Origin of the sequence: Mesorhizobium sp. M1B.F.Ca.ET.045.04.1.1 (assembly GCF_003952465.1) — a bacterium.
GTDB lineage: Bacteria > Pseudomonadota > Alphaproteobacteria > Rhizobiales > Rhizobiaceae > Mesorhizobium > Mesorhizobium shonense.
Genome location: NZ_CP034448.1, coordinates 7,062,367 through 7,084,183 on the forward strand (window position 1 = coordinate 7,062,367; position 21,817 = coordinate 7,084,183).

Consider the following 21,817-nt stretch of genomic DNA (forward strand, 5'->3'; position numbering starts at 1 on the left):
TCACGTCCTTTGCCCCCCAAAACCAACGACCTCGCACGGGCACAAAGCTCGCCGACCATCATTATTGATTTTTGGGGTACCAAGCCTAGACGAGCAGGCCGGACCGCGGAATACATCATTTGTAGCTAGAACGCAGTCCGTTTTCTGTCCGTTAGCCCTGACGTCGGCTCATCCGTAAGGCGTATTGCCGGGCAGACCCTCATGCCGTCTTCTGCGCCACCAGCCCCAGTTCCTCGACCATCGCCTCGCGCATCAGGAATTTCTGCGGCTTGCCGGTCACCGTCATCGGCAATTCGGTGCGGAAGCGGATATAGCGCGGCACCTTGTAGTGCGCGATCTGGCCAGCGCAGAAGGCCTTGATCTCCTCAGCGGTGGCGATCTGGCCGGGTTTCAGCACGATCCAGGCGCAGAGCTCCTCGCCATATTTGTCGTCGGGTATGCCGAAGACCTGCACTTCCTTGACCTTCGGATGACGGTAGAGGAATTCCTCGACCTCGCGCGGATAGACATTCTCGCCACCGCGGATGACCATGTCCTTCACCCGGCCGACAATGTTGCAATAGCCTTCGGCGTCTATTGTTGCGAGGTCGCCGGTGTGCATCCAGCCGTCGGCGTCGACCGCCTCGCGCGTCTTCTCCGCGTCGTCCCAATAGCCCTTCATCACCGAATAGCCGCGCGTGCAGAGCTCGCCCGGCTCGGCGACCGCGACGGTCGCGCCATCGGCGCCGATCGCCTTCACCTCGACATGCGGATGGATGCGGCCGACGGTGGAAACGCGCTTTTCCAGCGGATCGTCGACGCTGCTCTGGAAGGAGACAGGGCTGGTCTCGGTCATGCCATAGGCGATGGTGACCTCCGACATATTCATCAGCGAAACGACCTTCTTCATCACCTCGATCGGGCATGGCGAGCCGGCCATGATGCCGGTGCGCAGGCTCGAAAGATCAAAGGTCGAGAAATCGGCATGGTCGAGCATGGCGACGAACATGGTCGGCACGCCATAAACGCCGGTGCAGCGCTCCTGCGCGATCGCCTTGAGCGTGGCGCCGGCGTCAAAACCTTCGCCTGGGAAGACCATGGTCGCGCCCTTGGTGACGCAGCCCATCGTGCCCATCGACATGCCGAAGCAGTGATAGAGCGGCACCGGGATGCAAAGCCGGTCGTCGACGGTGAGCTTGATCGCCGAGGTGACGAAATTGCCGTTGTTGACGATGTTCAGGTGGGTGAGCGTCGCTCCCTTCGGCGCGCCGGTCGTGCCGGAGGTGAACTGGATGTTGATGGCCTCGTTCGGCTTCAGGCTTTCAGAGATGCGGTCGAGGCTGTCATGCTCGTCGCGTCCGGCCATCGCAAGCACATCGCCGAAATTGAACATGCCTGGCGAGTTGTCGTCGCCCATGCAGATGACGATCTTCAGCGCCGGCAGCTTCCTTGCCTTGAGCTTGCCCGGCTCGGCTGTGGCGATCTCCGGCGCCAGCGTCTCGATCATACCGAGATAGTCGGACGTCTTGAACTGGACCGCCGTAACCAGCGCCTTGCAGCCGGCTTTGTTCAGAGCATATTCCAGCTCGGTCAGCCGATAGGCCGGGTTGATGTTGACCAGAATCAGGCCGATGCGCGCGGTGGCGAATTGCGTCACCAGCCATTCCCAACGGTTGGGCGACCAGATGCCGACGCGATCGCTCTTCTCCAGGCCCAGGGCCAGGAAGCCGGCGGCCAAAGCGTCGACCGCGTCCGACAGCTCGCTCCAGGTGAAGCGCTTGTCCTGGCCGACGAAGATGGCGGCGTCGAGCGTGGCGTATTTGCTCACCGTGTCGGAAAACAGTTCCGGAATGGTCTTGTCGAGCAAGGGCACCGAGCGGTCGCCCGAGACGTGCGCCCTGCCGTCCACCGGAGCAATGAAGGTGCCTCCGCGCCCCCGCAGATTGGTGGCGCTTTTGAGCTCGTCGAGATTGATCGCCATCGCCGTCTCCTCCCGGGATGAGTGAGCCTATCAGCCGATGGCGGCGGTGGAAATCCGCCAAAGGTCCCCTCCCCCTCGAGGGGAGGGGTGGCCAGCCGCCGAAGGCGGATGAACGGGAGGGGTCCTTGCGGCAGTGCTCGACGTGAGACGACCCCACCCGCCACGCTTCGCGAGGCACCCTCCCCTCAAGGGGGAGGGATTCTTGCGGCGATTTCGCGCAACTGCGCCTCATCGGCCGCGTCGCGCTGCTTCTTCGAAGCCACCAGGCAGGCCTGCGACTTCAGGATCACGCCGTCGCCCAGCACCTTGAGATGGTTGGCGCGCAGCGTCGAGCCGGTGGTGGTGATGTCGACGATGACGTCCGCCAGGCCGGCCGCCGGCGCGCCTTCGGTGGCGCCGAGGCTCTCGACGATGCGGTAGACCTGGATGCCGTGTTTCAATGAAAAGAACTGCTGCGTCAGCCGCCAGTATTTGGTGGCGATCCTGAGCCGCCTGCCGTGACGCTGGCGGAAATCGGCGGCGACATCGTCGAGATCGGTCATGGTGTCGACGTCGAGCCAGATGTCGGGCACCGCCACCACGACGTCGGCATGGCCGAAGCCGAGGCGGGCGACGATCTCGGCGCGCGCTTCCCAGTCGGCAAGGTTCTCGCGCAGCAGGTCCTCGCCGGTGATGCCGAGATCGACCGCGCCCTGGCCGATCTCGCCGGCAATCTCGGAAGCCGAGAGGAAGGCCACTTCGACATTGTCGAGCCCGTCGATGCGTGCGCGGTATTTGCGGTCGTCCTGCGGCAGCGTGACCGCGAGGCCGGCCTTGGCCAGGACTTCCAGCGACTGCTCCTTGAGACGGCCTTTCGACGGGATTGCCAGCGTGATCATTTCGCGCCCTCCCGCAAGGCTTCGATGCGGTCGAGCCAGACCGAGAAGCCGACGCCGGGGATCGGCTTCTTGGCACCGAGCAGCGTCAGCAGCCGATCGTAGCGGCCGCCGCCGACCAGCGGCCGGTCAGCGTTTTCGGCCGCGATCTCGAAGACCAAGCCGGTGTAATAGTCGAGCGGGCGGCCGAAGGCGGCGTCATAGCGGATCTTTTTGATCGGCAGGCCATGTGCCGCAACCGCCTCGGCGCGGGCGGCGAAATTCTCCAGCGCGGCGCCCAGCGACAGGCCGGCATCGGCGGCGAATTTTTCGAGTGCTGCGGTCGCGCCACCCAGCGCGACGTCGATCTCGAGAAAGCCTTTCAGCGCCGAGAACGCTTCGTCGGACAACCGCACGCTGCGCAGTTGCGCCTTCTCGATCAGGCGCCGCGCGATATCGGCCGGCGCGCGGCCGGATGAAGCGGACAGCCCGGCCTCCTCCATGCCGGCGGCGATATGCTCGGCGAGAGCTTCCGCATCGCCATCGAGCACCAGCGTGGCCACCGGACCCGAGAGCTGGCTGTTGCGCGGCGGGTTGGCGAGGTCGGCAAGAGCCGCCTCCAGCATCGCCACCGAGCCGAAGGCGCGGGCGAGGCGCATGCGCCAGCCGCGCGGCAGACCGAGTGCCGCCAGCACCGCCTCGAACAGGGTCTGGTCGCCGAGCGTGATGGCGAGCGGCTGTCCAGGCAGCACCAACGAGAGCAGAGCATGCGCGTCGGCCAGCGAGCGGGCATCGGCCGCTGCGATATCGCGGTCGCCGAGATCCTCGATGCCGGCCTGGAAGAACTCATTGCCGCCCTCGCGGCGCTGGCGGAACACTTCGCCGAGATAGGAGTAGCGGCGCGGCGTGCCGGCCTGGCTGGCGATGTGGTCGAGGCAGACAGGAATTGTGAATTCCGGTCTGAGGCACAGCGTCTTGCCGGTCTCGCTCTCGGTGAGGAAGATGCGGCGGCGCAGGTCTTCGCCGGCCATGTCGAGGAACGGATCGGCCGGCTGCAGCACGGCGACTTCGACGGCGTGCGTGTCGCGCGCGGCGAAGAGTTTTACGATGTCGGCGGCGATGGCGGGGTAGCGGGAGGTCATGCGGCACGCCCTTCCCTTCTCCCCTTGTGGGAGAAGGTGGATTGGCGCGAAGCGCCAAGACGGATGAGGGGTGCGCGACGGAGTGAGACGCTGGCGCTCCCTGGAACACCCCTCATCCGACCGAGCTTCGCTCGGCCACCTTCTCCCACAAGGGGAGAAGGGGAGGTCGGCGCCCTACTTCCCACGTGCCCGCTCCTCAGCCTGCGCCGCCAGGATCTTCTTCACCTCACCAACCAGATCGCCTTCCGCCACCGTCACCTGCGCCGGCCGTGCCGCCCGCCATTCGGCGTTGTCGGCGATCTCGGCCGACATGCGCGCGCCTTCGATCAGGTCCTTGACCTGCACCTCGCCCTTGGCGCGCTCGTCGCCGCCCTGGATGATGGCGATCGGGCTGCCGCGGCGGTCGGCATATTTCAACTGCGCCTTCATGCCGGCGCCGCCGAGATACATTTCGGAGCGGATGCCGGCGGCGCGCAGCCCGGCGACCATCTTCTGGTAACGACCGAGGCTTTCCGTGTCCTTGTCCATGACCAGAACGACGACCGGAGCAATGACATCGGAGGTGTCGAGCTTGCCGAGGTTCTTCAGCGCCGTCATCAGCCGGGAGACACCGATCGAGAAGCCGGTCGCCGGCACCGGCTCACCGCGGAAGCGCGAGACCAGCCCGTCATAGCGGCCGCCGCCGCCGACCGAGCCGAAGCGCACGATCTGGCCATCTTCATTTGGGATCTCGGCCAGAAGCTCGGCCTCGAAAACCGGACCGGTGTAATATTCGAGGCCGCGTACCACGGAGGGGTCAATCAAAATCCGTTGAGAACCATACCCCGCCGCTTCGCAAAGCTCCGCAATCTCCAGTAACTCTTGGGCGCCCGCCTTCCATGCATCGTTTCTTGCGGCGTGGCGTGAAACTTTTGCACTTAACACATTGTCATAGAATCGGCTGCCGTCTCCGGTGCGTTTCATATCCGACAGGTCGCGATTGTTAGTGTCAGAAACCGGGGAAAGATCGTGGATCTCAGCAGTCGCGGTTAGTACGATGGTCTGCTGCTCTTCATTTAGCCCGGCGCCTTTGGTGAAGTCGCCGCTTTCGTCTTTACGTCCAGCACCAAGCAATAAACGCACGCCTTCCGGGCCAAGCTTGTCCAGCTTGTCGATGGCGCGCAGCACCGTCAGCCGGCGGCCGGCGTTCTGATCGCCGCCGAGGCCGATCGCCTCCAGCACGCCGTCCAGCACCTTGCGGTTGTTGACGCGGATGACGTAGTCGCCGCGTTTGATGCCGAGCGCCTCCATCACGTCGGCCATCATCATCGCCATTTCAGCGTCCGCCGCGACGCCCGGCGTGCCGATCGTGTCGGCGTCGAACTGCATGAACTGGCGGAAGCGGCCGGGGCCGGGCTTCTCGTTGCGGAACACCCAGCCGGAGCGGTAGCTGCGATAGGGCTTCGGCAGGCGGTCGTAATTCTCGGCGACGAAACGCGCCGTCGGCGCGGTCAGGTCATAGCGCAGCGACAGCCACTGGTCGTCGTCGTCCTGGAACGAGAACACGCCCTCGTTCGGCCGGTCCTGGTCGGGCAGGAATTTGCCGAGCGCGTCGGTGTATTCGATCATCGGCTGGTCGACCGGCTCGAAACCGTAAAGCTCATAGACCGACCGGATGGTCGCCATCATCTTCTCGACGGCGCGGATGTCTTCGGCGCTGCGGTCGGCAAAACCGCGCGGCAATCGCGCTTTCGTCTTTTCCGATTTGTCGGCCATGTGCAGGTACTCGGCGTTTCGTGATGCGCCACGGATAGGAAATTTCCTATATCCAAGGCGCGCGTGTCCTACCCGATGCCGGTTAGTGCGGCAAGGGTTTGCCGCCTAGCCCGCAGAGAGGTCAGGAACCGTTCGATAGTTTGCAGTCGTCGCGCTGCCCCTCATCCGCCTGCCGGCACCTTTTCCCCGTATAGTGACGGGGAGAAGGAGGAGACTTCGGAGCTGGCGCCACAGCTCCGATGTTGGCGATTGGCGAAACCGGCGACAGCAGCGTCCTTCTCCCCGTCACTATACGGGGAGAAGTGCCCGGCAGGGCGATGAGGGGCGGCGCCAGCGACCGAAGACTAGCGCCAATCTCCATCCTCGAAAGTTTCGAGACGCTCCAACTCCTCGAAACAAAACCTCAGCAAGAACGAAACAATTCCGCCATCGGCGCGGCATGCTGCAGACACAATCGAAGGCCATAAAGCGCGCCGAAACACGGGGTTCGGGGTTATGACCACGGCGCAAGACATCATCGAGAGCGGTAAGCCAGCCGCCAGGCTGCGGCCTGCCGACAGTTTCGCGCCGAAGCAGGCGCAACAGCCGGCCGGGCCGTTCGAGGTTGCGGCGGAAGCGCGCAAGCCGACGGTGCGCGACGCGCTGGTGACCGGGTTGCTGGTGATCTACCCCGCCTTCGCGGCCGTGGCGGCCATCATTGCCGGGCTGTTCCTGGCCGGCGCCGGCGGCGCTTGATTGCACCCTGACCTTCTCCCCTTGTGGGAGAAGGTGGATCGCGGCGCAGCGCCGAGACGGATGAGGGGTGCTCCAGCGGAGTGAGGCGTCGGTGTTCCCTGGAACACCCCTCATCCGTCGCCTTCGGCGACACCTTCTCCCACAAGGGGAGAAGGGAAGCGCGTTCACTTCGGCCTTTTAAACCGCTTCCGTTCCGCTTCCACCTCCTTGCGGCAGACGCAGCCTTCGAGGTGGTCGTTGACCAACCCCATCGCCTGCATGAAGGCGTAGACGGTGGTCGGGCCGACGAAGCTCCAGCCGCGCTTCTTCAATTCCTTCGAGATCCTGACCGAGACCGCCGTCGTCGGATTGGCGCGCAGATGGGCGAGGTCGACGATTTCCGGCCGTTCGTCGGAGCCAGGCTCGAATTTCCAGAACCACGCCGCCAGCGAGCCGAATTCATCGACCATTTCGCGGGCGCGCCTGGCGTTGTTGATGGTCGAGACGATCTTGCCGCGATGGCGGATGATGCCGGCATTGCCGAGCAGGCGTTCGACGTCCTTGTCGGTGAAGGTAGCCACCTTGTCGAAGTCGAAATTGGCGAAAGCCTCGCGGAAATTCTCGCGCTTGCGCAGGATGGTCAGCCAGGAGAGGCCTGATTGGAAACCTTCCAGGCAGATTTTTTCGAACAGCCGGCGATCGTCCGCCACCGGCCGGCCCCATTCCTGATCGTGATAGTGGAGATAGTCCGGCAGATTGCCGTGCCAGAAGCAGCGCGCGATACCGTCGGGGCCGTCTAGCAGGCCGGCATTTTCTTGTCCCATCGCCACAAATCCGTTCGTTAATGCGCTTCAGCACCCGTTTTACCGTGGCTTTACCAGATTCCTGAACCGGCCGGTAACCACACCGAAATGTTTACTGACAAGTCGGCATTTTACGCATTCCGATTCATGTTTTGCTTGCCGCTCCGCGCCAAGGATCGCGAAATCCGAGGGCTCCTTCCCCGCTCTCGGCACGAGTTCGACGATCAAGGTGCGTTCCGATGAAGACAGCGTTTTGTTTCCTGCTTGGCGCGGCGGCGGTTCTTGCCGCCGGCGCGACGACCTCTTTCGCCAATGACCGTTATGCCGACAGACCGCCGGTGATGGTGAGCCCCGATCTTTCGGCGCCCTGGGTGCTGCAGCTCGGCCATGCGCCGGGCATCGTGCGCCCGAGCCGCCAGGCAACGACACAGCAGCCGCTGCGGCGGCTTTTCCAGGCGCAGCCCGACCGGCAGCGCACAGCGGCCGTGCAGCAGCCTGCCAAACGCATGGTGATGCGGCCGCAGATGAACCCGCTCTACCTGCCGCAGGAAGTCGCCTATGACGGCCCGCAGAAGCCAGGCACCATCGTCATCGATACCCACCAGAACTTCCTCTTTCTGATCGAAAAGAACGGCAAGGCGCGGCGCTACGGCGTCGGCACCGGCAAGCCCGGCTTCGAGTGGTCGGGCACGCACAAGATCACCGACAAGAAGGTGTGGCCGGACTGGCGCCCGCCGGCGGCGATGATCGCCCGCGAGGCGGCCAAGGGCCGCTACCTGCCCACCTATCTTGCCGGAGGCATCGAGAACCCGCTCGGCGCGCGCGCTCTCTATCTCGGCACCACCGAATACCGCATCCACGGCACCAACCAGCCATGGACGATTGGCGGCGCGGTGTCTTCCGGCTGCATCCGCATGCGCAACGAGGACGTCGTCGACCTTTACGAGCGTGTGAATGTCGGAACGACCGTCGAGGTGATATAGTGACGGCGAATCAACCGGTTAGGCAGCGCCAAGCAGTTTTGGCGCATACTGTTGCCCTCAAGCCATAGCGCGCTTTTGGGAGACGTGCTTAGACTGGCAATGAGTTAACGGGGGACGGGCCGTGTGGGGATACGGCCAGTCACGAAAGGGCAGCACGGGAAACCGCGCTGCCCTTTTCGCTTTCATGCAGGTGCGACCTGGTCGTCACGACTGCGACAGGTCGCCCCGGAAGCACGGTGTTTCGTTTTCAGGGCTGATTTCCGGGCCATGCTCTGCTATTGCGGCGCACAATTCCCATGCCAAAGGTCCCAGCCATGTCCCGGTCCGACGACAGCCGCTACCTCAAGGGTGGCCCGGTCGCGCAGCGCATCATAGCTTCGGTGCGCGAAGACGCGGCAATCGCCACGGCCGAAGGTTTTTCGCCGAAGCTTGTCTCGATCACCGTCGGCGATACCGACGCGGTCGATGTCTATGTGCGCAACCAGCGCGCCAAGGCCGAACTTGCCGGCATCGGCTTCGAGGAACGGCGTTTTGCCGCCGACATCACGGCGGGTGAGCTGGAGGCCGCTATCCACGGCCTCAACGCCGACCCGCGCGTCACCGGCATCATCATCCAGCGGCCGGTGCCGGCGCATATCCCGATCAAGACGCTGCAGGCGGCGGTGCATCCGCTGAAGGACGTCGAGGGCATGCATCCGGCCTCGATCGGCAACATCGTCTACAACCAGCTCGATCTGGCGCCCTGCACGGCGGCCGCCTCGGTCGAGCTGCTCAAGGAGACCGGCCTCGACCTCAAGGGCCTCGAAGTGGTCGTCGTCGGCCATTCCGAGATCGTCGGCAAGCCGATCGCCTTCCTTTTGATGAGCGAAGGCGCGACGGTGACGGTCTGCCATCACATGACGCGTTCAGTCGCGGCGCACGCACGGCGCGCCGACGCGCTGTTCGTCGCCGTCGGCAAGCCGCGCCTGATCAAGGCCGACATGGTGAAACCGGGCGCCTGCGTCATCGATATCGGCATCAATTCGGAAATCGGCACTGACGGCGAAGGCCGTATCGTCGGCGACGTCGACACCGAAAGCGTCAAGGAGGTCGCTTCCTGGATCACGCCGGTGCCGGGCGGCGTCGGCCCGCTGACAGTCGCGATCCTGCTGCGCAACACGATGGTGGCGCTCAACCGCCAGCGGGCGCTCTACCGCGCGACCTACGGCGTGCCGGATCAGCTCGCAGCGGAGTAGCGCGGCACGCCAGGCTATTGCTTCAACCAAGGGCCGTTTCCAGCTTTTTGCTGAGACGCCAATTGTCGAAGCCGGCGCCGCCCCTCATCGCCCTGCCGGGCACTTCTCCCCGTATAGTGACGGGGAGAAGGGGCTGGCCGCAAAGTCGGCACCCTTCCTGCAACGTTGGCGATTGGCGAAACCGGCGATGACAGCGCCCCTCTCCCCGTCTCTATACGGGGAGAGGATGCCGGCAGGCAGGTGAGGGGCAGCGCCAGCACTCGGAAGAGTTGTTTGGCGAACTCGAACCTGGAGCAACCGCCTTGGTCACTACGCCCAAGCGTCACTCTGCGGCGACCAGGCCTTCCTCGGACACGCCTTCGGGCTTCGGGCCGCCATAGGCCCAGTCGAGCAGCTTGATCGTATGCACCACCGGCAGCCTGGCGGCGGACGCGATCTGGGTGATGCAGCCGATATTGCCGGTGGCGACAACTGAAGCACCCGTCGCCTCGATATTCCGGACCTTGCGGTCGCGCAGTTTTGCCGAAATCTCGGACTGCAGGATATTGTAGGTGCCGGCCGAGCCGCAGCAGAGATGCCCCTCCCGCGGCTCGCGCACGACGAAGCCCGCCCTGGCGAGAAGCTCCTTCGGCTGACGGGTGATCTTCTGGCCGTGCTGCATCGAGCACGCGGAGTGATAGGCGACGATCGTGCCCGGCTTGCGTACCGGCTCGGGCAGGTCGAGCGCGGAAAGATATTCGGTGATGTCCTTGGCAAGCGCCGAGACCCGCGCCGCCTTTTCCGCATAGGCCGGATCGAGGCGCAGCATGAAGCCGTAATCCTTGATCGTCGTGCCGCAGCCCGAAGCAGTGATGATGATGGCGTCGAGCCCGCCCTGGTCGACGGCGCGCGTCCAGGCGTCGACATTGCGCCTGGCCGACACAAGGGCCTGATCCTCGCGACCCATATGATGGACCAGCGCGCCGCAGCAGCCCTCGCCTTCCGGCACCACGACCTCGACGCCCAGCCTTGTCAGCAAGGAGATAGTCGCCTCGTTGATGGCCGGATCGAGCACCGATTGCGCGCAGCCGGTAAGAATGGCGACACGACCGCGCTTGGCGCCCCGCCCGGCATGGACGCCGGGCGAAGCCAGCGGCGACGCGGACGGGATTGATGACGGCGCGAGCTTCAGCATGGCGGCGACCGGTTTCAGCGCCGGCAATTTTTCGAACAGGCCGATGAAGGGCCGGCCGAGCCCGGCAAGCCTCAGCGCGGCGCGGAAGCGGCTTGGATAGGGCAGCACGAAAGCCAGCGCGGCGCGCGTCAGCCGGTCGAGCAACGGCCGCCTGTAGGTCTCCTCGATATGAGCGCGGGCATGATCGACCAGATGCATGTAATTCACGCCCGAGGGGCATGTCGTCATGCAGGCGAGGCAGGAGAGACACCGGTCGATATGGGTGACGATCTCCTTGTCGGCCGGCCGGCCGTTCTCCAGCATATCCTTGATGAGATAAATGCGGCCGCGCGGTGAATCGAGCTCGTTGCCTAAAGTCACATAGGTTGGACAGGTGGCAGTGCAGAAGCCGCAATGCACGCATTTGCGCAGGATCGTCTCCGATTCCGCGACATGCGGATCGGCAAGCTGGGCTAGGGAGAAATTGGTCTGCACACAAAAATCCTTACTGTCCGAGAAGCCAGCTTTGCGGGTTCTTGACCGGCTCGCCGCGCTGCAGCGCCTGCAGCCCGAGGATGCAGCGCACGATGAACCAGACAGCGACCGCGAACATCAGCAGGAAGCCGATCGCGAGCATCATCAGGACCACCGAGATCAGCGCGTAGAGGAGGCCGATCCAAAACGTCCTGATCAGGAATGTGTAGTGGCTTTCGACAAAGCCGCCCGCCTTGCCGCGATTGATGTAGGCGAGCACGATTCCAATAATGCCGGTCACGCCGATGACAAGGCTGGCGAGGTAAAGAATGTAGATGACCAGCGCGTTGGTCTGACCCGGGTCAAGCCAACGATCGATCTGGTGCGACCCGGTGTCCGGGCCTGGATTGGCACTGCTCATGGTGCTGCTCCCTCCGTTGACCGAGGAAGAGTAGCAGAGCCGGCACCCGGCGCCATGCGGCCGGGGTTGAGAATCTGCTTCGGGTCGAACTCGGCCTTGAGCCGCGCCGACAGCGCGGCCAGATGCTGCGGCTGCGGCTCGAAAACAGGAAGCGCTGCGCGATGCGGAGCCGAGGCACGCACCAGCGTCGCATGGCCGCCGCCATATTTGCGGATCAGCCCGCGCAGCAACCCGGCCTCCGGGTCGTCCTCTCGCATCGAAAGCCACACCAGCCCGCCCTGCCAGTCGTAGAAGGCGTCGACCGCCGCCTGCATGCGCAGCGCCATCACCATGTGATGCGCCTCAGACGGCGCCATCGAGACGCGCCAGACCGGCCTTGCGCCACCATCGGCGAAAGGCGCGCAATCGCGGATGTCGCGCCAGATGGTTTTCGACGCTTCGCCGGCGATTTCCTGCAGCGGTCCGGCCTTGCCGAGCAGTTGCTTCAACGCCTCGGTGCGATAGACGACCGATGGACCAAAGCCCTCGACACGCAGCAGCGTCGCGGCATCGCTGCCGAGATGGCCGGCAGCGATGCGCGCGGCGATCCGCTCCGGCAGATGCGCCGCGCTCGACACTTCGGCGCTGGAGCCAAGCGCCAGCGCCATGGCGGCGACGGCGGCATCGTCGAGCAGGCCGCGGATGGCCAAAGTCACCTCGGTCTCCGCCGCGGGCAGGACCTTGAAGGTCACGTCGGTGAGCACCGCAAGCGTGCCCCAACTCCCCGCCATCAGCTTGGAGAGATCGTAGCCGGTGACGTTCTTGACGACGCGGCCGCCCGACTTGAAGGCCTCGCCGCGGCCCGAGACGGCGGCGATGCCGAGGATATGGTCGCGCGCGGCCCCCGCCTTGAGACGCCGCGGACCGGACAGGTTCGAGGCAAGCACCCCGCCGATGGTGCCCCTGCCCGGCTCGCCGCCGAGCAGCGGGCCATAGTCCATCGGCTCGAAAGCGAATTGCTGGCCGTTTTCGGCAAGCAGTTTTTCGATTTCGGCGAGCGGCGTCCCGGCCCTTGCCGACAGCACCAGTTCGGCCGGCTCGTAGAGGGTGACGCCGGTAAGCTTGGATAGGTCGAGCGTGTGTTCGGTCTGCAGCGGACGGCCGATGCCGCGCCTGGAGCCGTGGCCGAGGATTTCCAGCGGCGTTTCCTCCGCTGCCGCCCATTGGATGGTGGAGAGGACTTCGGCGGAAGTGGACGGGGTGAAGGTGGTCATGGGTAAGCGCCTTTCCTCGCCCCCGCAAGGCGGGGGAGAGGTAATAGGTCGCGTTCCTGTTCAAGCGCCAGCGTATCCACTCAAAACCTCGGAATGTCCGGAAACGCCACCTGTCCGCGGTGCACATGCATGCGCCCCAGCTCGGCGCAGCGGCGAAGCTGCGGGAAGACTTTTCCGGGGTTGAGCAGATGGTTGGGGTCGAAGGCGCATTTGACGCGCATCTGCTGGTCGAGGTCGATCTGGTTGAACATTTCGGGCATCAGGTCGCGCTTCTCGATGCCGACGCCATGCTCGCCGGTGAGCACGCCGCCGACCTCGACGCAAAGCCGCAGGATGTCGGCGCCGAAGTTCTCCGCCTTGTCGAGCTCGCCCGGCACGTTGGCGTCGTAGAGGATCAGCGGATGCAGATTGCCGTCGCCGGCGTGAAAGACATTGGCGACGGCGAGCCCGTATTTCTCGGAAAGGTCGCGCATGCCGGCGAGCACCCGCGGCAGTTCCTTGCGCGGGATGGTGCCGTCCATGCAGTAGTAGTCGGGCGAGATGCGACCTACCGCCGGGAACGCCGCCTTGCGACCGGCCCAAAAACTCAGCCGCTCCTCTTCCGATTGCGAGATGCGGCAGGTGGTCGAGCCGTTCCTGTAGGCGATCGCCTCGACGAGGCCGATCAGGTGGTCGACCTCGACGCTCGGCCCGTCGAGCTCGACGATGAGCAGCGCCTCGACATCGAGCGGATAGCCGGCATGGACGAAATCCTCCGCGGCGTGGATCGCCGGCCGGTCCATCATCTCCATGCCGCCCGGGATGATGCCGGCGCCGATGATGTCGGCGACGCACTGGCCGCCCTGTTCGCTGGTCGGGAAGCCGATCAAAAGCGCGCGCGCCGTCTCCGGCTTCTTCAGGATGCGCACCGTGACCTCGCTGACGACGCCGAGCAGGCCTTCGGAGCCGGTCATGACGCCGAGCAGGTCATAACCCTCCTGGTCGAGATGGCTGCCGCCGAGCCGCACCACCTCGCCATTCATCAGCACCATCTCGATGCCGAGCACGTTGTTGGCGGTGAGCCCATATTTCAGGCAGTGCACGCCGCCGGAATTCTCCGCGACATTGCCGCCGATCGAGCAGGCGATCTGGGAGGATGGATCGGGGGCGTAATAGAAACCCTCCTGCTCGACGGCGGTGGTGATGCCGAGATTGGTGACGCCCGGCTGGGCGACGACGACGCGGTTGGGATAGTCGATTGCGAGGATGCGGTTGAAGCGGCTCATCACCAGCAGCACGGCATCCTCGAGCGGCAGCGCGCCGCCGGAGAGCGAGGTGCCGGAGCCGCGCGGCACGACTCGGATGTTGCGCTCGTTGCAATACTTCAAAACGCGCGAGACCTGCGCCACAGTTTCCGGCAGCACCACGACCAGCGGCGATTGCCGGTAAGCGGTGAGGCCGTCGGTTTCGAAGGCGCGCATTTCGTTGGCCGCATCGACGACGCCCTCGCCCGGCACGATGATGCGCATGTCGGCGACGATCTCGGCGCGCCGGCGCATCGTCTCGGCGTCTGGCTTAGGCATGGCAAGGCCGGACATGGGCAGCCTCATCTGGCTTGACTGGTCAAAATCTTTTACCAGCCAGGGCCAATCCTTGCAAACGCTGCTTTGGTCGGAATGGGATGGCGAACGATGGCCAGGGTTCCGCAGCGGCAATCTGCCGCTGGCTTTCTCCCCCCTTGAGGGGGAGATGTCGCCGAAGGCGACAGAGGGGGTCGCCGCGCGTGAAGCGCCAGCTTCCCGTAGCCCCGCAAGCGTCGGCGCTCTATGTGAGACGACCCCCTCTGGCCTGCCGGCCATCTCCCCCTCAAGGGGGGAGATGGCTTTATTCGCCGGGGTACTTTGCCGGCTCGGAGTGCATGCGCCGCACGCGGCGCACGCCCCACCAGACGAGCAGGATGGCGACCGGCACGGAGGCCGCGGTGACGATTTCCGGCGCAAAGGCATGGCCGAAGACCGAGGCGCCCTTGGCGACATAGCCGATGAGGCCGACGACATAGTAGGAGACGGCGGCGACCGAGAGGCCTTCGACGGTCTGCTGCAGGCGCAGTTGCAGCCGGGCGCGGTTGTTCATCGAGGCGAGCAGGTCGCGGTTCTGCTTCTCGACGTCGACATCGACCCAGGTGCGCAGCAAAGTGGTGGCGCGGGTGAGTTTTCGCGACAGGTTGGCCTGCCGCTCCTCGACCGAGCGGCAGGTGCGCATGGCCGGCGCCATGCGCCGCTGCAGGAAGCCAGCCCAGGTGTCGTAGCCCTGCACCGGCTCCTCCTCCAGCGCCCCTAGCCTCTCGGTGACGATGCCGTCATAGGCGCGGCTGGCGCCGAAACGGTAGAGGCTGGAGGCGGCATCGGCCTCGAGTTCGGCGGCGAGCCCGGTGAGGTCGGCGAGCAGCGTCTGGCTGTCGCGGGTCTCGGCCGCCTTCATTTCCAGCGTCGTCTGGGCCAGCCGGTCCTCGATGCGGCGGGCGCGGCCGGACAGCGTCAGCGCCAGTGGCAGGCCAAGCATGGCAAGGGTGCGGTAGGTCTCGATGTCGATCAGCCGCTGCGACAAGGCACCGGTGCTGGCCGGCGTCAGGCCGCGATCGAGAACCAGCATGCGGGTCAGCCCATCGCCGTCCTGGCGGAAATCGGTGACGATGGCCGCGGCACCGCGCTCGACCAGCGAATAGCAGAGGCTGGTCGGATCGAAGCCGGCGATCAGCTTCTCGCTCGCCTGCGTCCATTTGCGGATTTCGAGCCGGATGCCGGAAATCACGGTTCCCGGCGGCGAAAAACCGTTGCCGAAGGGAGAATCCTCCTGGCCGCGGCCGTTTTCGGCAAGCGGCCCCTCCCACAGATAGGTGGAAAATTCCGTATGCCGTTCCCAGCGCAGCGTGCCCTTGCCCCACTTCATGGCGTGATGGCGGGCGTAACGCTCGGGGGCCGCAATGCCAAGGCGCCGCGACAATTCCGACAGCACGGCATGGTCGACGCCGGAGCCGCCCTCGGTCATGAAGGAAAGCTGGATGAGCACGCGCGGCTTCTCGACGAGCGGATGCGGCCGCGCATGGACTTCGCCCAATGCGCCGGGGCGGCCCTCATGCGCCGGAAAGCCCATGACACTGCCCTGGGCGCGCGACTGGAATTCGAGATTGGACGTCTCGTCCGACACGTCTGGTCCCCCTGGTTTCGACCACCCTTCGTGCAATGGCGTTCTCCCTGCGGCAATCGGCAAGGCACGTAAACAGCAAATTTTAGCAGCCGCCGATGCAAGGGCGCCGCGCTGGAACCGACCGGATCCGGCGAATTGGATAAATAATTTGACCAGTTGGCGACAGAGGCTTTAATCTGCGCGACATCCGTCCCCGTTCCCAGGCACCCCTCCGTTGAGCGATATCTTCTCCAGGATCGAGCATTCGCGCACCGCCGACGAGGTGGTGCAGCAGATCGAGAACCTGATCCTCGAAGGCGTGCTGCGCACCGGCGACCGGCTGCCGGGCGAGCGCGAGCTGGCGCGCCAGTTCGACGTGTCGCGGCCGATCCTGCGCGATGCGCTGAAAGCGCTGGAGGGACGCGGGCTGCTGACGACCAGGCCAGGCGGCGGCACGCATGTCGCCGACGTCATCGGCCAGCTTTTCACCAGGCCGGTGACCGATCTCATCTCCACGCACCGCAAGGCGGTGACCGACTATCTGGAATACCGGCGTGAGATCGAGGCGGTGGCGGCCGAATATGCGGCGCGGCGCGCGACGCCGGAGGATCTGGCGCTGCTCGACCGCATCATGGCGCGCATGGACGAGGCGCACCGGACCGGCGATTTCGACGACGAAGCGGAAATCGACGTCGAGTTCCATCACGCGGTCTGCGAATGCGCGCACAACATCATCCTTTTGCACACGCTGCGCTCCTGCTACCGGCTGCTCTCCGAGGGTGTGTTCCAGAACCGGCTCCTGGTGTTCACCGTTCCCGGCGCCCGCGAGGCGCTGCTTCAGCAGCACCGGGCCATCCACGCCGCGATCAAGGCCGCAGACCCGATCGCGGCGCGCAAGGCGGCGATGGACCACATCACCTATGTCGAGCGCTCCATGGCGGAAGCCGAGCGCAGCGGCGACTGGCAGCGTGTCTCACGGCTGAGGCTAAGGCAGCGCTCGGAAGCCGGCGACATCGAACACACACGCAAACGCTCCTAAGCATCGATCAGCGGGGACCACCATGAGCGACATCCTCACCATCGCCGACCTCAAGGATCTGGCGCGCCGCAAGGTGCCGAAGATGTTCTTCGACTACGCCGATTCCGGCGCCTGGACAGAGAGCACCTACAGGGCCAACGAGGAGGATTTCGGCAAGATCAAATTCCGCCAGCGCGTTCTGGTCGACATGAGCAACCGCTCGCTGGAATCGACCATGATCGGCCAGAAAGTGGCGATGCCGGTGGCGCTGGCCCCGACCGGACTGACCGGCATGCAGCATGCCGATGGCGAGATGCTGGCGGCGCAGGCCGCGGAAGAGTTCGGCGTGCCGTTCACGCTGTCGACGATGAGCATCTGCTCGATCGAGGACGTCGCCTCGGTGACAAGCAAGCCGTTCTGGTTCCAGCTCTATGTGCTGCGCGACAAGGATTTCGTGCTGAACCTGATCGATCGCGCCAAGGCGGCGAAATGCTCGGCACTGGTGCTGACACTCGATTTGCAGATCCTCGGCCAGCGCCACAAGGATATCCGCAACGGGCTGTCGGCGCCGCCCAAGATGACGCTCGCCAACATCGTCGACCTGGCCAGCAAGCCGCGCTGGTGCCTGGGCATCGCCGGCACGCCGCGCCGAACCTTCCGCAACATCGTCGGCCACGCCAAGGGCGTCGGCGACGTCTCTTCGCTGTCGTCCTGGACGACGGAGCAGTTCGACCCGCAGCTGTCCTGGAAGGACGTCGCCTGGATCAAGGAGCGTTGGGGCGGCAAGCTGATCCTGAAGGGCATTCTCGACAAGGAAGACGCGCTGATGGCAGCCCAGACCGGCGCGGACGCGATCATCGTCTCCAACCATGGCGGACGGCAGCTCGACAGCGCCGCGTCGTCGATCTCAGTGCTGGAAGAGATCGCCGATGCGGTCGGCGACAAAATCGAGGTGCATATGGATGGCGGCATCCGCTCTGGTCAGGACGTGCTCAAGGCGCTCTGCCTCGGCGCCAAGGGCACCTATATCGGCCGGCCGTTCCTTTACGGACTCGGTGCGATGGGCAAGGCAGGCGTCACGAAGGCGCTGGAGATCATCCGCAAGGAAATGGACATCACGCTGGCGCTGTGCGGTAAGCGTCTGGTAACCGACATGGGCAAGGACCAGCTGCGGCGCTAGGGCCTTATTCACCGATCCGCCCTAGTTTCCCGTGATGATCGACACGGGAAGACGTAAGCCTTGACCGAGACCGGCATCCACTATCTCGACGCGCGCGGGCCGGAAGGCTTGCGGGTCTATGCGATTGGCGACGTGCATGGCCGCCACGATCTTCTCGCCGCCATGCACCGCCGGATCGAGAGCGAACTCGAATATTCGTCATCGTCCGACTGGCGCGTCATCCATCTTGGCGACTATGTCGACCGCGGACCGGACTCCAAAAGCGTCATCGATTTCCTGATCGAGGCCCGAGAACGGGATCCGCGCAACGTGATGCTTGCCGGCAACCACGACATCGGCTTCCTCGATTTTCTCGACCGTCCGGACCCGGACGGGCTGTTCATGCGCTATGGCGGGGTCCAGACCGCGGCGTCATACGGCGTGAAGCTTTCGACAGGCAGCAGCTGGTTCGGCAGGCCGGACGAGGTGCTGGCGCACGGGCACGCGGCACTGGTCGAAGCGGTGCCGCAAGCTCATATCGACTTTCTGAAGTCGCTGTCCTTTTCGGCGGCCTTCGGCGATTTCTTCTTCTGTCATGCCGGCGTCAGGCCCGGCATTCCGCTCGAAAGCCAGAGCCCGCAAGATCTGATCTGGATCCGCGATGCCTTCCACGATCACCCCGGCCTTTACCCGAAGGTGATCGTGCACGGGCATACACCCGTGCCGGAGGCCGAGGTGATGGCCAACCGCGTCAATGTCGACACGCTCGCCTGGCAATCGGGAACGCTGAGCGCGCTGGCCATCAATGGCGGCGACAAGCGTATCCTGGCCGTGCAGGGAAAAGCGTTCTAGCCATGATCCCGACTGTGGGATCGGCTTTCCGTTTCTCGGAAAGGATCAGGCCTTAGCGAAGCGCGGCGGTGACGCCGTAGCCGTCAACGGCCTGATGATTGTTGGCCGCGTCGGCGGAATAAATGCCGAGGCCGCACACGACTATGGCAGACAGCATGACAAAGGACAAAAGCGCTGCTTTCACGGACGTCATCTCTGGTTGAGCTTTCTGCATCTGTGCACGAGGCGGTTACCAATGCGTTGAAACGATAAAATGCGTCTCAATGTTTCGACGATTTCGCGCTTCTAGGCAGATTCTGTATCGCCGGTGTGTCGCTTGGATCACACAAGAGGTTCATCGCGGTTGCACGGACGATACAGAGCGCGCGCCTTCTAGGATGGCGAGCGAGCACAGGCCAAGGACGAAGCAGGTTTTCCCCAGGCGGAACCGCCGTCGCGTGCCAATTATGTCACGCTTGGCGAAGCGGTCGGCGAGACGATCAGATCGTCGCCACCCAGGCGCGGGCAATGGCGAGCCCCGCGGCGTCGGCATCGGGCCCGTTGCGAGCCATCTCGTCATCGAGCTTGCCGGCCCAGTCGGGATGACGATCGGCGATCAGCGTCGCGAAGGAGGTGCTCCAGTCGCGCACCAGCGGGCGGTCCGCCTCGAAATGGAACTGGAAGCCGTAGACGGCGCGGCCGATGCGAAAGGCCTGGTTCTGGGCGACATCGTTGCCGGCAAGCCGTACGGCCTCCTCAGGCAGGTCGAACGTATCGTCGTGCCATTGAAAGATCGGGAATTTTTCCGGCAAGGCGCCGAGCACCGGATCGGCCTTGGCTTCCGCCGTCAGCGACACGCCGTGCCAGCCGAATTCAACCGCCCTGCCGATATGGTTCTCGGCCCCGAAGGCGCGGGCGAGGAGCTGGCCGCCCAGGCAGATGCCGAGCACCGACCGGTCCTTGCCGGCGAAATCGCGCGTCAGTTCGAGCAGGGCTGGAAAATAGGGATAGTCATGGTCGGCCAGCGCATTCTGCCCGCCGCCCAGCAACACCAAGGCATCGTGACCGTTCGCGTCCCGCGGCAGCGGGTCGCCCTGGTAGGGGCGGCGCAGGTCGAGCTCGGCGCCGGCCTCGGCAAGCGCGGCGCCGACCTGGCCGAGGCCGGTATTGTCGTAGTTCTGGACCACCAGCACCCGCATCGGAAATCCTGCTGACATGAAAATGCTGGGGCGAGCGATATCATGCCGCCTCTATTTCAGCCAAGCTGCGCGCCGGAGAGAAAGCTATGCCACTGCAGAACCGGGTCGATCCGTTCGGCGCCATCCACGCCGTGCCCGAGCGCGGCCTGTTCATGGGCAATCGCGGCATCATCCACGATCCCGCAACGAAGACGCTTCTGAGGAAGCGCTGGGCCTTGTCGGCCTGGATCATCTGCGCCTGCGAGTTTCGCAACGTGCGGCGCGAGCCGATGGGTCGCAACCGCCAAAGTGACGACCAATTGGGTGGAAAGGCGGGCTGGACCGAGCTGTTCTTCCTCGACGAGGTGACGGCGCTGGCCGCCGGCCACCGGCCCTGCTTCTTCTGCCGCCGCGAACGGGCGAGCGATTTCGTGCGGCGCTTCGGCGAGGCGTTCGACATTGCCGCGCCCCGCGCACCGATGGTCGACAAGCGGCTGCACAAGGAACGACTGGCTTCGGGCGGGCGGCCGCCAGCCGTGTCCGTCGCTGAGTTCGGTGGCTTGCCCGATGGAACAATGGTCGCTGACGGCGACACCGTCTACGCTTTACGCGCTGGCAAAGCATTCGAATGGTCGTTCGCAGGCTATGCCGCTCCCATAGTCTTCGACCACCTAGCGGGGCGGTCTCTGCGGCTACTCACGCCTGCCACGAGCGTTTCAGTGCTGGGGCAAGGCTACGCGCCGGTCTGGCATCCCTCCGCCGATACTTGACGCCACCCCGCGCCTCGCCCATTGCTCGGCGATGCGCGCCAATTACAAAATGCAGCGGCTGTTCGTGCCGGACGATCTTGGGCCGGGCCTCGAATTCGAGGCGGGACAGCAGCAGAGCCATTACCTCGCGCATGTGCTGCGGCTCGGCGAAGGCGCGGAGCTTCTTCTCTTCAACGGCCGCGACGGCGAATGGTCGGCTTCGATCGCCGCCAGATCCAAGAAGGCGGTCCGGCTCAAGGTGCTTTCGCTCCAGCGGCCGCAGCCGCCGCTGCCCGATCTGGTCTATTGCTTCGCACCGCTGAAGCAAGGCCGGCTCGACTATCTGGTGCAGAAGGCGGTGGAGATGGGCGCAGGCATCCTGCAGCCGGTCATCAGCCAGCACACACAAGTGGCAAAGCCCGGCATCGAGCGGCTGCGCGCCAACGTTGTCGAGGCGGCCGAGCAATGCGGCATCCTGGCCGTGCCGGACGTACGAGAGGCCGAAAAACTGGAGCGGCTGCTCGGCGGCTGGGACAAGGAACGGCGGCTGATCTTCTGCGACGAGGACGCCTCGACCAACAACCCGCTGCCGGCCCTGCAGAAGGTGCGGGAGAAAAAACTCGCGCTGCTGGTCGGGCCGGAAGGCGGCTTTTCCGATGACGAGCGCAAGATGCTGAGAGCCCTGCCCTTCGTCACCGCCATCCCGCTCGGGCCGCGCATCCTGCGTGCCGATACGGCTGCGGTGGCAGCCCTTGCGGTGATGCAGGCGACGATCGGCGACTGGTGAAGGATCCTTCTTGTCCGCCAACGTGCGCATAGTGAGAAGAGAAGGACCGCACGACGTTTCCAACTTGAGATCGCCAATTATCGAGGTCAGCGCTGCCCCTCATCGCCCTGCCGGGCACTTCTCCCCGTATAGTGACGGGGAGAAGGGGCTGTCCGCACCCTCGGCGCCTTTTCTGCAATGCTG

20 protein-coding genes are annotated in these 21,817 nt (G+C 64.8%); 8 read left to right on the forward strand and 12 right to left on the reverse strand.

The window, feature by feature from the left end; translation table 11 throughout:
- Positions 1-199: 199 nt before the first annotated feature.
- The 4 genes from EJ071_RS34915 to hisS form a co-directional block, all read right to left on the reverse strand.
- Positions 200-1,960 carry an AMP-binding protein gene (locus EJ071_RS34915; RefSeq protein ID WP_126101910.1) on the reverse strand — a complete coding sequence of 587 codons (1,761 nt, stop codon included), beginning with the start codon at positions 1,958-1,960 and terminating at the stop codon, positions 200-202.
- A gap of 185 nt (positions 1,961-2,145) precedes the next feature.
- The gene (gene hisG, locus EJ071_RS34920; RefSeq protein WP_126101911.1) at positions 2,146-2,838 is read right to left on the reverse strand and encodes an ATP phosphoribosyltransferase; all 693 of its coding nucleotides are present in this window, start codon (positions 2,836-2,838) and stop codon (positions 2,146-2,148) included.
- Complete coding sequence (locus tag EJ071_RS34925; RefSeq protein WP_126101912.1) at positions 2,835-3,956, reverse strand: ATP phosphoribosyltransferase regulatory subunit; 1,122 nt, start codon at positions 3,954-3,956, stop codon at positions 2,835-2,837. The genes hisG and EJ071_RS34925 overlap by 4 nt, the downstream gene beginning before the upstream one ends.
- A 174-nt stretch (positions 3,957-4,130) precedes the next feature.
- Positions 4,131-5,711, reverse strand: coding sequence for a histidine--tRNA ligase (hisS, locus tag EJ071_RS34930; protein ID WP_126101913.1), 1,581 nt, complete (start codon positions 5,709-5,711; stop codon positions 4,131-4,133).
- Positions 5,712-6,206: 495 nt separating this feature from the next.
- On the opposite strand from hisS, the gene EJ071_RS34940 reads away from it, so the two are divergent.
- Entirely contained in the window at positions 6,207-6,446 is a 240-nt protein-coding gene (locus tag EJ071_RS34940; protein ID WP_126101914.1) for a hypothetical protein, read from the forward strand.
- Between the two features lie 164 nt (positions 6,447-6,610).
- Here the strand turns inward: EJ071_RS34940 and EJ071_RS34950 are convergent, their stop codons facing one another.
- The gene (locus EJ071_RS34950; RefSeq protein ID WP_126101916.1) at positions 6,611-7,249 is read right to left on the reverse strand and encodes a DNA-3-methyladenine glycosylase I; all 639 of its coding nucleotides are present in this window, start codon (positions 7,247-7,249) and stop codon (positions 6,611-6,613) included.
- A 218-nt stretch (positions 7,250-7,467) separates the two neighbouring features.
- On the opposite strand from EJ071_RS34950, the gene EJ071_RS34955 reads away from it, so the two are divergent.
- On the forward strand, positions 7,468-8,211 hold the full coding sequence (locus EJ071_RS34955) for a L,D-transpeptidase (protein WP_126101917.1): 744 nt from the start codon (positions 7,468-7,470) through the stop codon (positions 8,209-8,211).
- Between the two features lie 314 nt (positions 8,212-8,525).
- Complete coding sequence (locus EJ071_RS34960) at positions 8,526-9,446, forward strand: bifunctional 5,10-methylenetetrahydrofolate dehydrogenase/5,10-methenyltetrahydrofolate cyclohydrolase (RefSeq protein WP_126101918.1); 921 nt, start codon at positions 8,526-8,528, stop codon at positions 9,444-9,446.
- A gap of 322 nt (positions 9,447-9,768) precedes the next feature.
- On the opposite strand, the gene glcF is transcribed toward EJ071_RS34960, so the two are convergent.
- The 5 genes from glcF to EJ071_RS34990 all read right to left on the reverse strand — a co-directional run bounded on the left by glcF (position 9,769) and on the right by EJ071_RS34990 (position 15,933).
- Positions 9,769-11,094: a glycolate oxidase subunit GlcF gene (glcF, locus tag EJ071_RS34970; RefSeq protein WP_126101919.1), complete on the reverse strand. Its 1,326-nt coding sequence runs from the start codon at positions 11,092-11,094 to the stop codon at positions 9,769-9,771.
- A 10-nt stretch (positions 11,095-11,104) separates the two neighbouring features.
- Positions 11,105-11,494, reverse strand: a complete 390-nt coding sequence (locus tag EJ071_RS34975; protein ID WP_126101920.1) for a DUF4870 domain-containing protein — start codon at positions 11,492-11,494, stop codon at positions 11,105-11,107.
- Positions 11,491-12,747: a glycolate oxidase subunit GlcE gene (gene glcE, locus EJ071_RS34980; protein ID WP_126101921.1), complete on the reverse strand. Its 1,257-nt coding sequence runs from the start codon at positions 12,745-12,747 to the stop codon at positions 11,491-11,493. The genes EJ071_RS34975 and glcE overlap by 4 nt, the downstream gene beginning before the upstream one ends.
- Before the next feature lie 80 nt (positions 12,748-12,827).
- Positions 12,828-14,324: an FAD-linked oxidase C-terminal domain-containing protein gene (locus EJ071_RS34985; RefSeq protein WP_126101922.1), complete on the reverse strand. Its 1,497-nt coding sequence runs from the start codon at positions 14,322-14,324 to the stop codon at positions 12,828-12,830.
- Positions 14,325-14,610: 286 nt separating this feature from the next.
- Positions 14,611-15,933 (reverse strand): DUF3422 family protein, encoded by a 1,323-nt coding sequence (locus EJ071_RS34990; protein WP_126101923.1) that lies wholly within the window; start codon positions 15,931-15,933, stop codon positions 14,611-14,613.
- A gap of 214 nt (positions 15,934-16,147) precedes the next feature.
- Between EJ071_RS34990 and EJ071_RS34995 the strand changes: the two genes are divergently transcribed.
- From EJ071_RS34995 to EJ071_RS35005, 3 genes are read left to right on the forward strand one after another with little or no spacing between them, the layout of a single operon-like run.
- Positions 16,148-16,951, forward strand: a complete 804-nt coding sequence (locus tag EJ071_RS34995) for an FCD domain-containing protein (protein ID WP_126101924.1) — start codon at positions 16,148-16,150, stop codon at positions 16,949-16,951.
- A 22-nt stretch (positions 16,952-16,973) separates the two neighbouring features.
- Entirely contained in the window at positions 16,974-18,110 is a 1,137-nt protein-coding gene (locus tag EJ071_RS35000) for an alpha-hydroxy acid oxidase (protein ID WP_126101925.1), read from the forward strand.
- Positions 18,111-18,170: 60 nt separating this feature from the next.
- A complete protein-coding gene (locus EJ071_RS35005; protein ID WP_126101926.1) occupies positions 18,171-18,941 on the forward strand; it encodes a metallophosphoesterase in 771 nt (256 codons plus the stop codon).
- A 52-nt stretch (positions 18,942-18,993) separates the two neighbouring features.
- On the opposite strand, the gene EJ071_RS40155 is transcribed toward EJ071_RS35005, so the two are convergent.
- Positions 18,994-19,125: a hypothetical protein gene (locus tag EJ071_RS40155; protein ID WP_275955501.1), complete on the reverse strand. Its 132-nt coding sequence runs from the start codon at positions 19,123-19,125 to the stop codon at positions 18,994-18,996.
- Between the two features lie 295 nt (positions 19,126-19,420).
- Positions 19,421-20,119, reverse strand: a complete 699-nt coding sequence (locus EJ071_RS35015) for a type 1 glutamine amidotransferase (RefSeq protein WP_126101927.1) — start codon at positions 20,117-20,119, stop codon at positions 19,421-19,423.
- A gap of 86 nt (positions 20,120-20,205) precedes the next feature.
- Here EJ071_RS35015 and EJ071_RS35020 point away from each other — a divergent pair, with 86 nt between their 5' ends.
- Positions 20,206-20,868, forward strand: coding sequence for a hypothetical protein (locus EJ071_RS35020; protein WP_126101928.1), 663 nt, complete (start codon positions 20,206-20,208; stop codon positions 20,866-20,868).
- 31 nt (positions 20,869-20,899) lie between these two features.
- Complete coding sequence (locus EJ071_RS35025) at positions 20,900-21,634, forward strand: 16S rRNA (uracil(1498)-N(3))-methyltransferase (RefSeq protein WP_126101929.1); 735 nt, start codon at positions 20,900-20,902, stop codon at positions 21,632-21,634.
- Positions 21,635-21,817 lie beyond the last annotated feature (183 nt).